Annotated in this window: 12 protein-coding genes; 11 read left to right on the forward strand and 1 reads right to left on the reverse strand. The window is 57.7% G+C overall.

The features are described 5' to 3' along the window. Positions 1–68 precede the first annotated feature (68 nt). The 11 genes from AC6IY8_RS02580 (at position 69) to AC6IY8_RS02630 (ending at position 11,605) form a co-directional block, all read left to right on the forward strand. Positions 69–215 (forward strand): lmo0937 family membrane protein, encoded by a 147-nt coding sequence (locus tag AC6IY8_RS02580; RefSeq protein ID WP_497777129.1) that lies wholly within the window; start codon positions 69–71, stop codon positions 213–215. Between the two features lie 188 nt (positions 216–403). Continuing rightward, the gene (locus AC6IY8_RS02585; RefSeq protein WP_497777130.1) at positions 404–1,189 is read left to right on the forward strand and encodes a TIGR04290 family methyltransferase; all 786 of its coding nucleotides are present in this window, start codon (positions 404–406) and stop codon (positions 1,187–1,189) included. 67 nt (positions 1,190–1,256) lie between these two features. Then, positions 1,257–2,204, forward strand: coding sequence for a glycoside hydrolase 5 family protein (locus AC6IY8_RS02590; protein ID WP_497777131.1), 948 nt, complete (start codon positions 1,257–1,259; stop codon positions 2,202–2,204). Further along, positions 2,201–3,319, forward strand: a complete 1,119-nt coding sequence (locus AC6IY8_RS02595; protein WP_497777132.1) for an SDR family NAD(P)-dependent oxidoreductase — start codon at positions 2,201–2,203, stop codon at positions 3,317–3,319. The genes AC6IY8_RS02590 and AC6IY8_RS02595 overlap by 4 nt, the downstream gene beginning before the upstream one ends. Before the next feature lie 138 nt (positions 3,320–3,457). Further along, complete coding sequence (locus AC6IY8_RS02600) at positions 3,458–4,567, forward strand: glycosyltransferase family 4 protein (protein ID WP_497777133.1); 1,110 nt, start codon at positions 3,458–3,460, stop codon at positions 4,565–4,567. 8 nt (positions 4,568–4,575) lie between these two features. Beyond that, positions 4,576–5,685 carry a CgeB family protein gene (locus tag AC6IY8_RS02605; RefSeq protein ID WP_497777134.1) on the forward strand — a complete coding sequence of 370 codons (1,110 nt, stop codon included), beginning with the start codon at positions 4,576–4,578 and terminating at the stop codon, positions 5,683–5,685. Next, positions 5,682–6,803, forward strand: a complete 1,122-nt coding sequence (locus AC6IY8_RS02610; protein ID WP_497777135.1) for a CgeB family protein — start codon at positions 5,682–5,684, stop codon at positions 6,801–6,803. The genes AC6IY8_RS02605 and AC6IY8_RS02610 overlap by 4 nt, the downstream gene beginning before the upstream one ends. Before the next feature lie 22 nt (positions 6,804–6,825). Next, positions 6,826–7,932 (forward strand): CgeB family protein, encoded by a 1,107-nt coding sequence (locus tag AC6IY8_RS02615; RefSeq protein ID WP_497777136.1) that lies wholly within the window; start codon positions 6,826–6,828, stop codon positions 7,930–7,932. Between the two features lie 120 nt (positions 7,933–8,052). Further along, on the forward strand, positions 8,053–9,120 hold the full coding sequence (locus AC6IY8_RS02620; protein ID WP_497777137.1) for a glycosyltransferase family 4 protein: 1,068 nt from the start codon (positions 8,053–8,055) through the stop codon (positions 9,118–9,120). After that, positions 9,117–11,327: an amylo-alpha-1,6-glucosidase gene (locus AC6IY8_RS02625; RefSeq protein WP_497777138.1), complete on the forward strand. Its 2,211-nt coding sequence runs from the start codon at positions 9,117–9,119 to the stop codon at positions 11,325–11,327. Before AC6IY8_RS02620 ends, AC6IY8_RS02625 begins: the two co-directional genes overlap by 4 nt. A 41-nt stretch (positions 11,328–11,368) precedes the next feature. After that, positions 11,369–11,605 (forward strand): CDGSH iron-sulfur domain-containing protein, encoded by a 237-nt coding sequence (locus AC6IY8_RS02630; RefSeq protein WP_497777139.1) that lies wholly within the window; start codon positions 11,369–11,371, stop codon positions 11,603–11,605. 230 nt (positions 11,606–11,835) lie between these two features. On the opposite strand, the gene AC6IY8_RS02635 is transcribed toward AC6IY8_RS02630, so the two are convergent. After that, on the reverse strand, positions 11,836–13,092 hold the full coding sequence (locus AC6IY8_RS02635) for a vWA domain-containing protein (protein WP_497777140.1): 1,257 nt from the start codon (positions 13,090–13,092) through the stop codon (positions 11,836–11,838). Positions 13,093–13,116 lie beyond the last annotated feature (24 nt).

Below are 13,116 nucleotides of genomic sequence, written 5' to 3' on the forward strand. Positions count from 1 at the left end.
TTCAGGCGTGCTGTTTCACTCATAGGCTTGTGGCCGCTTTTGACGAGGGCCATCCGGAGGGGAACATCGTGCTTTGGACCATTTTTGCCATTCTGCTCGTCCTGTGGCTACTCGGGTGGGGATTCCACGTGGCGGGCTCTCTCATCCACTTATTGCTGGTGGTCGCCCTGGTGATCGCCGTCGTCAATCTGCTGACCGGAAGGCGAACAGTTTAGTTCTGCATGCTCGCAACTCCGTCACCGGTGCGCGTCTGCCGAAGGGGTGCGTGTGCACGAGAGCGTTTCCCCTCCGCGACGTTCTGTTTTGCGTCCGGTGGCGGTGAGGCATCCCGAGTAGATGCCTTCCGCCTCTAAGACTTGGAATGGCGGGGATGGCACACCGGATCCACCGCCTAACAGGTCCGATGCCACCATTGCAGAGCTTCTCTTCAACAGAATCGTCCCCTGACGCACTGGCACAGCAGATATCCGAGCTTGGCGACTGGTTCCACAACATCGACATCCACGGAATTCAGACCGCTCCCAATCATTTCCTCGGCGATTTTCCGAACATCAAGTGGCGCCACATTTCGCAGGCCATTCCCCAGGATCTCACCGGGGCCACGGTGCTCGATGTTGGCTGCAACGGCGGCTTTTACTCTCTGCAAATGAAGCAACGCGGAGCGAAGCGCGTTCTCGGCATTGACATCTGCGACCGCTACCTTGAGCAGGCGCGGTTTGCCTCGCGCACCCTCGGCCTTGAGATCGAGTTGGAAAAGCGCAGTGTCTATGACGTCGAGGCCATCGCGGGCAAGTTCGATTTCGTCATCTTTATGGGAGTGCTCTACCACCTGCGTTACCCGCTCTACGCGCTCGACAAGGTTGTCACCAAGGTTGGCGGCAAACTTGTTTTCCAGACGATGATTCGCGGCTCGGAAGATGTGAAGCAGTGGGAGAGCAACTATGATTTCTGGCGCAAAGATATCTTCGCCGATCCCGCCTGGCCCCAGATGTATTTCGTCGAGCAAAGTTACTCCAACGACCAGACGAACTGGTGGATTCCAAACCGCGCTGCTGCTGAAGCCATGTTGCGCTCTTCCGGACTCGACATCGAGTCTCACCCCGAAAGCGAAACCTGGATATGTACCCCGAATCAGCGGTCACGCGAGGGGCAGTTTGTACATCACATGGAGTTGGAAGGTTCGCTGTAATCGAGTTTCTCCGAATTGATAGCCGCGCGCCTGCTGTAGGCGACTTCTGTGCGAGGTACGTGCCCTGATGGTGGAAGCCGTAATGTTGTGGAATGAGCCCAATAATCTGTCGCATTGGGACTTTAATATCGATCCGGAGTGGAAGCAGTTTGCCGCACTTGTAAAGGCTGGCTCCGAAGCGATCCGCGAAGTCAATCCCGACCTCAAGATCGTGCTTGGCGGAATCTCCCCCATCGATCCTCGCTTCATTGAACTGCTGGCCGGCTACGGAGTCCTCGATGCCGTGGATATTGTCGCCGTGCATGGTTTCCCTCTCGACTGGAATCACTGGAATATTTCCGAGTGGCCGAAGAAGCTGCAGGAAATTCGCTCCGTCGTAGGAGGCAAGAACATCTGGGTCAGTGAAGCTGGAGCCTCCTCCTTCGGTGCCGAGGAAGTCCAACTCTTCGGTATGCAGAAGACCGCCGAACTACTTCTGCCGCTCGTCGAGCGCGTGCACTGGTACAGCCTTTTCGATTTGCCCGCCACCTGGACGGCCACCACGCGCCACAAGGAAGCCGAAGGCAGCGCCTACTACCGGCATTACTACATGGGACTTTTCCGCGAGGACGGATCGCCGAAGCTTGCTGCCGCACATTTTCCTGCCGGACTCGGTGTATGTCAGTGGTTTCACTTTGAGGATCATCGTCTCGAGATGGGAGTCGAGCGTTTGCGTCAGCTTGGCGTGCGCTCTGTTCGCACCGGCATCAGTTGGGCCGATTGGTTCCGCCCCGCATCCGAGGTGTGGTTTGACCGCCAGATGTCGGCGCTTGATGAGTTCGATACAACGATCACACTTTGTTTCACGCCAGAGCATCTTGGCGTTGCTCCCCACTACACCAGTCCGGCCAAGAACCCGGCAGACTTTGCTGAGTTCGCGCGTTGGGCTATCGCGCGTTATGCATCGCGCGGGCGCACCTCCGGCGTAAGCGCGCCGCGTGAGCGTGAAATCGTTGTGGGAGCGGAGGAAGCATGAGCAAAAAGATCCTTGTAACAGGCGGTGCGGGATTTGTCGGTTCACACACTGTTGACGCGCTGTTGCGCGAGGGCCATTCCGTTCGAGTCTTTGACAATCTCAGCGATCAGGTTCATCACGGAAAAGTCCCCGACTATCTCTCCAAAGATATCGAGTTCGTTCGCGGCGATGTGCGCGACCTCGAAGCCCTGCGCAAAGTGACCTCCGACGTTGATGTGGTCTATCACTTTGCTGCCGCCGTCGGTGTCGGCCAGTCCATGTACGAAATTTCCCGCTACATGGAAATCAATACCCAAGGCACCGCCAATCTTTTGCAGGCGCTGCTCGATCGCAAGAAGCCGTTGGAGAAGCTGGTGGTCGCCTCCTCCATGTCCATCTACGGCGAGGGCCAGTACCGCTGCAAAGAGCACGGCCTCGTTGCTCCTCCCACGCGTCCCACCGAGCAGCTCAAGGCAAAGCAGTGGCAGGTCGCTTGTCCTCAGTGCGGAAGCCCCCTGAGCGCGGTCGCCACCAGTGAGAGTAAGCCGTTGCAGTGCAGTTCAATTTACGCTCTGGGCAAAAAAGATCAGGAAGAGATGTGCCTGCTCTTCGGCCGCACCTACGATCTGCCCGTTGTTGCCCTGCGCTACTTCAATATCTACGGCACGCGCCAGGCGCTCTCAAATCCTTACACTGGAGTCGCTGCCATCTTTGCCTCGCGCCTGCTGAATAAACGCGCGCCCTTGATTTTCGAGGATGGTGAACAGATCAGAGACTTTGTCAGTGTGCACGATGTCGTGCAGGCCAACCTGCTTGCCATGGAGCGCAGCGAGGCCGATGGACTTGCGCTTAACATCGGCTCCGGCGAACGGGTCACGATTCGTGAGGTGGCCAACATTCTGGGATCGACGCTTGGCGTCGAGGTACCTGCGGAAATAACAGGAAAGTACCGTGCGGGAGATATCCGTCACTGCTTCGGAGACATCTCACTTGCACATAGGCTGTTGGGCTACAGCCCCCGCCACAAGCTGCAATCAGCGGTGGGAGAGCTCGTAGAGTGGCTGCGCTCGCAGGAAGCGGTGGATCGGGTCGACGAAGCCTCGAGCCGCTTGGTCGCCTACGGTCTCACAGCCTGAGACGTTGCCGTTTCGCAGGAGTACCTGCCTGCGCGAACGGGGCGCGAACGAGGACTGGCATAGCCCATTGCTCGCGCTAAGTTAGAGCCTCCGCGGCGGAGAAATCACCGTCCGCGGAGGTGCTTATATTGGAGCGGAATGCACATTCTCGTCACAGCGGACACCGTTGGCGGCGTCTGGACTTACACGCGAGAGTTGGTCGCCGGACTAGCTCGGCGAGGCATTCGCATCACTCTAGTCAGCTTCGGCGCCATCCCCGCAGCTTCTCAGACAACCTGGCTCGAGAAACTCGATGGCGTCGCCTACTATCCCACGCCCTTTCGTCTCGAGTGGATGCAGGATTCCGCCTCAGACCTCGTAGAATCCGCTTCCTACCTGCGCAACATCATCGACGAGACTAAGCCTGACCTGCTCCATCTCAGTCAATTCTGCTATGGCGCGCTTGAAACTGCTCTGCCCAAAGTTGTCGTTGCCCACAGCGATGTCCTCACCTGGAGCCGCGCCGTCCGCGGCGTCGAAACCAATGACGATTGGGCGCTCTGGTATCGCAACGTTGTCGCCCAGGGATTAGCAGGAGCCACCAGCGTCGTTGCTCCGTCGCGCTGGATGCTCGGGAGTCTTGAGTCGTGCTACGGTGGCCAGCCCCGCAGGGCTGTCATCTACAACGGGCGCACTCCCGAGTTGTTTAACCCGTATGTCGCGAAACACAACTACGCTGCCAGCGTCGGCCGCCTGTGGGATGAGGCCAAGCAGACGCAATTGCTTCTGCAACTCGCCGATTCGCCCATTCCCATCTTCCTCGCCGGAGCTGAAACCAGCCCCGAGTCGTCAACAGGCGAGAACAAGAGGGCAGAGAAGGACGCCTCAGCCGTGCATTCCCGCGGACTGCTCTCCGAGGGCGAAATGCGGCAACTTCTCAGTCGCGCTTCCATCTACATCGCCACGTCAAAATACGAGCCGTTCGGCCTGGCTCCGCTCGAAGCTGCGCTGTCGCGTTGTGCTCTCGTCGCTGCCGATATCGAAAGCTTCCGCGAGATCTGGGGCGATGCCGCATGCTACTTCAAACCCGGAGATGTGGAGTCGCTTCGTACCGTGCTCGCAACGCTGCAGGGTGATCGCAATCTTCGCCTTGGCTTTGGCAATCGGGCGTATCAGCGAGCTTTGCAACTCTACTCGGCCAAGCGCATGGTCGACGATTACCTGCAGCTTTATTCCGCTCTACTGGAGCGAAGGGTTTCTGCCGCATGAAGCAGGCGATGAGCATCAGGATTTTTGCCCACTCGTGGATCAGCGATTGGAATCACGGCAACGCGCATTTTCTGCGGGGTCTCGCGCGCGAACTTGTCCGCATGGGCCACGAAGTTCGCTGCTATGAAGAGATCGGCGGGTGGTCGCTGACAAATCTTGTACAGGAAGGTGAAATCGGTTCCAAGGCGATCGAGCACTTCCATCTGATTTATCCCGAGCTTGATGTGCGCTTCTATCAACGCGACGAAAGCTTGCCGGCATTCCTCGATGAGGAACTTCGCGATGCCGACCTCGTTATCATCCACGAGTGGAACGAGCCTGCGCTGGTCAACGAAGTCCTCGCACGCAAGCAGCGTTTCGGCTTCCGCGCCTTATTTCACGATACGCATCATCGGGCCTACACCAACGCCGAACAAATCCTCCGCTTTCCATTGCACTTGTTCGATGGCGTGCTCGCCTTTGGAGACGCCATTCGCCGCATCTACGCCGATGGCTTCGGTGTTCCCCGCGTGTGGACTTTCCACGAAGCCGCCGACATCACCGTTTTTCGCCCCATGTCCTGTCCCAAGCGTAACGACGTCGTTTGGATCGGCAATTGGGGAGATGAGGAGCGCACGCAGGAACTCATGGAATTCCTTGTCGCTCCCGCCGCGCAACTCGCTGGCGAGCACCGTCAGTTCGTCGTGCATGGGGTACGCTATCCCAGCCATGCCCGGGAAACACTCGAGCGCAGCGGCATCAAGTACGAGGGCTATCTGCCCAACCTCAGCACGCCCGAGGTCTATGCCCGTAGCCATCTGGCTCTGCACGTTCCGCGGCGCCAATACGCCAACGGATTAAGCGGCGTGCCCACGATTCGCGTCTTCGAAGTGCTTGCCTGCGGGCTTCCGCTCGTGTGCGCGCCGTGGACCGACACTGAAGGGCTTTTCCGCCCTGGCCAGGACTACATAATCGCCAACAATGGACAGCAGATGAGTGAGTTGCTCACCGAACTTCTTGCCAGTGACTCTGCCCGCCGCCAGATTGCCGAGAGTGGACTGCAAACCATCCGGCAGCATCATACGTGCAGGCATCGTGCCGAGCAGCTTATGGAAATCTGCGGAGAGATTACAGTATGAGGGTTTTCGTATTTGGATCCAGCATTACTTCCAGCTACTGGAACGGTGCCGCAACTTACTATCGTGGAATTTATAAGAACCTTGCTGCTCTTGGCTACGAGGTCACCTTCGCCGAACCCGACATCTACAATCGCCAGCAAAATCGCGATCTCAGCGAAGTAGAATACGCCAAAGTCATCGTCTATCAGACCCCACGCGATATTGACGAGCTGCTCAAGCTGGCCTGCACCTCCGACCTGGTCATCAAGCACAGCGGCGTAGGTGCCGACGACGAGTTGCTCGAGCGGCGCATTCTCGAATGCCGATCCTCACACACACAAGTCGCTTTTTGGGATGTCGATGCACCTGCGACGCTCTCGCGTGTTGAAGCGAATTCCTTCGATCCATTCCGTCACTGCATTCCCCAATACGATTTCATTTTTACCTACGGTGGCGGACCTGAAGTGCAGCAACGCTATCGCAACCTTGGCGCGCGCAACTGCTACCCCATCTATAACGCACTCGATCCTGAAACGCATCATCCCGAGCCGCCGGATGCATCACTTGCCTGCGATCTCGTCTTCGTCGGCAACCGCCTGCCCGATCGCGAACGTCGCGTAGAGCAGTTCTTCCTTCGCGCTGCTGAGTTAGCTCCTGACATGACGTTCATCCTTGGCGGCGAAGGTTGGGGCAGCAAGCAGCTTCCGTCCAACGTCCGCTGGATCGGCCACGTCGGCACCGTATCGCACAATCGCATTAACACCTCGGCTCGCATGGCGCTCAACATCAATCGCGACTCCATGGCCGATGTAGGCTTCTCCCCGCCCACACGCGTCTTCGAAGCTGCTGGCGCTGGTGCGTGTTTGATCACCGATAAGTGGCAGGGAATCGAGACGTTCTTCGAGCCGGGACGCGAGATCCTCGTCGCCGAAAATGCCGAGGACATCGTGCGTTATCTACGCAAGTCCGCCTCCGAAGCGCGTGAGATTGGCAGTGAGATGATGCGCCGGGCGCTTGCCGAACACACGTATGCGCAGCGTGCCGAGGAGGTCGAAAAGATTCTTAGCGCCGCGCGTGCGCTTCGCCATCCCAGCGCGCTAGATCCTGTAGTTCTGCAGCCCGCCGAGCGGCGTGCATGAGTTTGTTGGAAAGGTAAGAGCATTGAACATCGTCATCTTCGGCCTGTCGATCACGTCATCCTGGGGGAACGGCCACGCAACTACATTTCGCGCTCTTGCTCGCGCGCTGCATGAGCGCGGGCATCGCATCGTCTTCTTTGAGAAGGATGTCGAGTGGTACGCGTCCAATCGCGATCTGCCCGAGCCCGCGTTCTGCGACGTGAAGCTCTACACCGAGTGGAAAGACGTACTTCCAACGGTGCGTCGCGAACTTGACTCCGCGGATGTTGCCATGGTCGGCTCGTATTTCCCTGATGGCATCGCAGCCATGGAAGCCATGCTCGCCTCGAAGGTGCCTGTGCGCACCTTCTATGACATCGACACGCCCATCACCGTCGCTGCCCTGCGCGAGCGCGGAGCCACCGACTACGTTCGCGCCGACCAACTCGCCGCTCTCGATGTTTACTTCAGCTTCACCGGAGGCCCGCTGCTCGCCGAGATTGAGAATCGCTTTAGCGTGCGCCGCGCCGCGCCGCTCTATTGCAGCTTCGATCCCGAGCGCTATCGTACCTACCCGCGCGCGTTGCGCTTCACTTGTGCCATGAGCTACATGGGTACCTACGCGCCTGACCGCCAGCCCAAGCTCGAACACTTTCTGTTCGGAACCGCGAATCTCATGCCCGATCAGCAATTCATCGTTGCGGGCCCGCAGTATCCGCGCAGCGTTCACTTTCCGCGCAACGTGCGGCACATCATTCACCTCAATCCTCGCTGGCACCCGCATCTCTACTCATCTTCGCGCCTCACTCTCAACGTAACGCGGCGCGATATGGTGATGGCAGGCTACTCGCCCTCCGTGCGTCTGTTTGAGGCTGCGGCTTGCGGTGCCACCATCGTCAGTGACAACTGGCCCGGGCTCGAGTCCTTCTTTACTCCTGGCAAGGAGATTCTGCTGCCCACCAGCGCCGAAGAGATCGTGCACTATCTTCGCGACGTCGATGAATCCGAGTTGCGTGCCATTGGCAAAGCCGCACAGCAACGTGTGCTCGGCGCGCATACCAGCCAGCAGCGTGCGCTTGAATTCGAAACAGAAGTAGAGTCGGCACAGCGCGGCGAGCGCGTTTCACTCGTGAATTCACAGGCTGAATAGTTCCAGCTCACCATTCCAGAGCTGGCACGATAACCGCAACTCCCGGCGAGGCATCTTACTGCTCACTGCCTTGCACGTACGTCTTTGTCTACTGAATCCAACCTGCTGTCCGGGAGCGCCATGCGTATCGCGTTAATTGCTTCTCCATTCATCAGTATTCCGCCCAAGAAATATGGCGGAACAGAGCTCTTCATCGCTGAACTTGCCGGGGGCCTTACGCGACTCGGAGCTGACGTAGTGGTATATGCAAACGGAGAGAGCACGATCGATGCGGAGGTGCGTTGGATCTATCCCAAGGATGACTGGCCTATTGACGGCGAATTGTATTCCAGTATGAAGGACCTGAACCATACATCCTGGGCCGTCGCCGATTGCTGGCACGATGCCGACATCGTTCACCTCAACAACGCTCCCGGACTCGCGCTTTCGCGTGTCGGCGGAGGTCCGCGTTGGGTTTACACCATTCATCATCCGCATATTCCTTACATCTCTGAGTTCTACGCTGGCTTTCCCAATGTCGAGTTCGTCTCCATCAGCGATTTTCAGCAGAGGAAGGAATCCATCAAGCGCATCCGTACCATTCACCACGGCGTTGATCTCTCTGGTTATCGCCTGCGTGAGCACAAGTCCGAGTACCTCGCGTTCGTCGGCCGCCTTGCGCCCGTCAAAGGTGTTCACAACGCCATCGAGATCGCTAAGAAGAGTGGCATTCCGCTCAAGATTGCCGGCGAGGTTCAGCCCGTCTTTCGCGACTATTACGAATCCCGCATTAAGCCGCACATTGACGGCAAGTTCATCGAGTTTATTGGTGAGGCCGACCTCTCCATCAAGAATGAGCTTTTCGGCAATGCGATCGCCACGCTTTTTCCCATCGAGTGGGATGAACCGTTCGGCCTTGTCATGATAGAGTCCATGGCCACCGGAACTCCGGTCATCGCCTTCCCCGGAGGCTCCGTGGCTGAGATCGTACAGGATGGCATCAGCGGCATGGTGTGTTCTGGCGTCGATGATGCGGTTTCCCGCATCCACGAGGTGCAGAAGATCAAGCCCGCTTCCATCCGTGCATTTACTCAGCAATATTTCTCCGTAGAGCGCATGGTGCAGGATTATCTCGCTCTCTACCGCGAGTTGTATGACGAAGTAACGATTCTCGAGGACAGCGATTTCGGGAGACAAGCCGCAGCATGAGTTCTGGAATTCTTTATCGTGAGCAACTCGTTCCCATCGAGTCTCCGCACGTAGAGCCTCGCCTTGCTCACCAGGTACAGGAACCGCGCAAGGTCAACAATCTCACTCTCATCGAGGGCAAGACATTTCTTGCCACCAGCGTCGCCGGGGATATCGTTCCTCCCGGCGCGCCCGATGTAGGCTTCTTTCACGAGGACACGCGCTTTCTCTCGCATCTCGAGTTCAAGATCGATGGTCAGCGCTCCGTCGTTCTCTCCAGCAGCACTGAAAAAACGTTTGTCTCGCAAATCGAGCTCACCACCGGAAACATCACCCTGCGCGACTCGTTCGATCTTCCCGAGAACACCGTTCACATCCGCCGCGAGCAGTTGCTCGCCTCTGACGTTCTCTTCGACCGCTACACCTTTGAGAATTTCAATCGCTGCCCGGTCGAGTTCACGGTCGAGCTCTCCTTCAATGCTGATTTCGTCGATGTCTTTCAGGTGCGTGGCGTAGCCCGCGCCGATCATGGTCAGTATTACGAGCCCGTCATTGAGCGCGACGGTCTCATCTTCAGCTATCGCGGACGCGACAACGTACTACGGCAGACCGTCATTCGCATGAACCCGTGCCCTGTGGGTTTCAGCGGCACCACGGCTCGCTGGGAGTTGCGTCTCGAGCCGTTGCGCAAGAGTGCACTCGAAATCACCGTCACTCCCACAGTGGATCACGCCGAAGCTCGCGATACCAGCTACGATTACGATGCCCAGCTTCGCGCCCGCCGCGATGCCTTCCGCCAGTTCGATTCCGCTTCCACCGCTTTCAGCAGTTCCAACTCTGTCTTTGATACTCTGCTGCGCAATGCTGCCGGAGACTTCCACGCCCTGCGAATTCCTGTGGGTAATGAGCACATCATTGCCGCCGGAATTCCTTGGTTTGCCACCATGTTTGGGCGTGACTCCATCATTGCCGCCTACCAGACGCTCCCGCTGAATCCCGAACTCGCCAAGGACACCCTCCGTGTGCTCGCCCGCTATCAGGCGACGGAGATCGACGATTGGCGTGATGCGCAACCCGGAAAGATATTGCACGAGTCACGCGAAGGCGAAATGACCCGTTGTGGCGAAATGCCCTTCGGCCCTTACTACGGTTCCGTCGATGCCACTCCGCTCTGGCTCGTGCTTCTCAGCGAAACCTTCAACTGGACTGCCGACGAAGCGCTCGTGCGCGAAATGCTTCCGCATGCTTATCGCGCGCTGGATTGGATCGACCAATACGGCGATTTCGATAACGACGGATTCGTTGAATACCAGCGTCGCTCTCCGCGCGGCCTCATCAACCAGGGCTGGAAGGATTCCTGGGACGCCAACATTCATCGCGACGGCCGCGTAGCATCGCCGCCCATCGCTCTGTGCGAAGTGCAGGGCTATGTTTACGACGCCAAGTACCGCATGTCATCCCTGCTGCGCATGTTGGGGGACTCCGAGCGTGCCGAGAAGTGTCGTCGCGAAGCGAACGACCTCGCGCGCCGATTCGACAAAACCTACTGGATCGCCGAGCGCAACTACTACGCCATGGCGCTCGACTCCGAGAAGAAGCCGCTTGAGGTTATCTCCTCCAATCCTGGACATCTGCTCTGGAGCCGCATCATCAACCGCGAACGCGCCCGCGTCGTCACGCAACGCATGATGAAGGACGACATGTTCAGTGGCTGGGGATGGCGCACCATGTCGCAGCAGGAGCAGGTCTTCAATCCGCTCAGCTATCATCGCGGCTCCGTGTGGCCTCATGATAATTCGCTCATCGCTCACGGCATGTGTCTCAACGAATTTCGTGATCCTGCTCTGCAGGTTCTCACCGCACTATTCCAGGCCGCACTCGAGTTCCGTGACTATCGTTTGCCCGAGCTTTTCTGCGGAGTGCAGCGCCGTCCCTTTGACGAGCCGGTGCACTATCCAGTTTCCTGCTCGCCGCAAGCGTGGGCATCCGGAGCTCTGTTCCTCATCCTTTCCTCTGTGCTTGGCATCCGTCCTTCGGCGCATCGAAAGGAACTCAACATCATCAATCCCAAACTGCCCGACTGGCTCGGTCACCTATACGTCCGCAATCTGAGGATCGGAAATTCACGCGTTGGCCTCGACTTCACGCGACGCGATCATCGCACCTTCTGCAATGTGGTGGACATCACCGGCGACAAGCTTCTCGTGAACGTCGCCTTCCGCCACTGAACGTGTGTGCGACAATGGTTTCCGTATTTTCAGGAGGAACAATGTCGAAAGTCAGAATCATCGTTCGTCCCAATGGACCTTATCGCATCGAAGATCCCGAGGGCATGGTTGAACTGGTCAATGCCGATGGAACGCCCATCGCGCTACCCACCAACAAGCCCGGCATCTCTCTCTGCCGCTGCGGAGCCAGCGTCAACAAACCTTTTTGCGATGGCACGCACTCCAAGATCGGCTTCCAGGCCGCTGAAGCCGCCGTCCGCACCGAAGAGAATAAGTAGGGAGAGAAACACCAATGAGTGGCCCACATCCGCCCTCTTTTGGCAAATGTGGGAATGCAAACTTGCTCCGGTGCCCCACTCTTAAACTTGCCACGCGAGTTTAAAAGTGGGGTAGTTGACCTTGCTGTTCCGTTGTTCCTGCTCTTGAAGTTGCCTTTGCTCTATCTGTCATTCTGAAGCGAAGCCGAAGGACCCCTACCTCACCGCCAAATCTGCGAGAGCGCCCACCCTCAATGCACCGTCTTCGTCTTCCTGCTCATATAGTCCATCAGCAAGTACTGTCCCAGCGTGTACGGAGTTGTGAAGTAAGCCTTGCCTCTGCACATCTCCGTCACCTTCTGCACAAACTGCACCAGTCCTCGATCTGACGCCAGCATAAACGTGTTGATCAGTACTCCTGCGCGCTTGCACTTCGCCACTTCTTCCAGAGTCTGGCTCACCACCATCGGATCGAGCCCGAACGCATTCTTGTAAATCCGTCCATCCGGCAGAGTCACCGCCGAAGGCTTGCCATCGGTGATCATGATGATCTGCTTCATGTCCTTGCGTTGCCGCTGCAGGATTCTCTGCGCCAGCTTCAGACCTTCGCGCGTGTTCGTGTAATACGGTCCCACGCGCACCCGCGCCAACTGCGAAATCGGCAATTCCTCCGCCGAGTCATGGAACAGCACCAGCGACAGCGTATCGCCCGGATACTGCGTTCGAATCAACTGCGACAATGCCATCGCCACTTTCTTCGCCGGCGTGAATCGGTCCTCGCCATACAGAATCATCGAGTGCGAACAGTCCAGCATCAGCACCGTCGCACACGATGACTGATATTCGCACTGATGCACATGCAGATCGTTGTACTCAATCTGCAGCGGCAGCGTCAGCCCTTCTCGCTGTATCGCCGAAGACAGCGTCGCATTAATATCGAGATTCAGCGTGTCGCCAAATTCATACAGCTTGCTCGACCCACTCGTCTCGATTCCTGTGGCCGTGTCGCGCGTGTCGTGCCGGCCAAAACTCGCCCGCCCCAGCGATCCAAGCAGATTGCGCAGCGTGCGATATCCCAGGAAATCCAGTCCCTTGTCTGTCACCTCAAACTTGACCGGCTTCTGTTGCTGCGACTGATCTTTCCCCACGCTTCCCGGCGAGGTGGACATCTTTGTAGGATCGTGCGGCGGAGTAATCGTGACAAATCCTTCCTGCTCCATGCGCTCGATCACTTCATCGATCAACTCCTCCATCTGTCCCTGGTTCTGCATCTCGCGCATCTGCTCGCGCATGTCGTCGTCAAACAAATCGGAATTCAGCAGCGCCTCGCGAATTGCCTCGCGCAATGCATCCAGCTCATCGTCGCTGCTGCCTGGCTTGTAATAACGCCCAAGCTCGTTTTCAAAACCGCTCTCAAGTAGAAAATCAGAGAGCGCGTCCATCAGGTCGTCGAGGCTCACCTCGTCCGCCAGGTTCGGAACATACTTGCTGTACTTGACGCGCTTCATCGAAACTCCAAAATTCCCGTGCCC

It is taken from the genome of Koromonas soli (assembly GCF_059726265.1).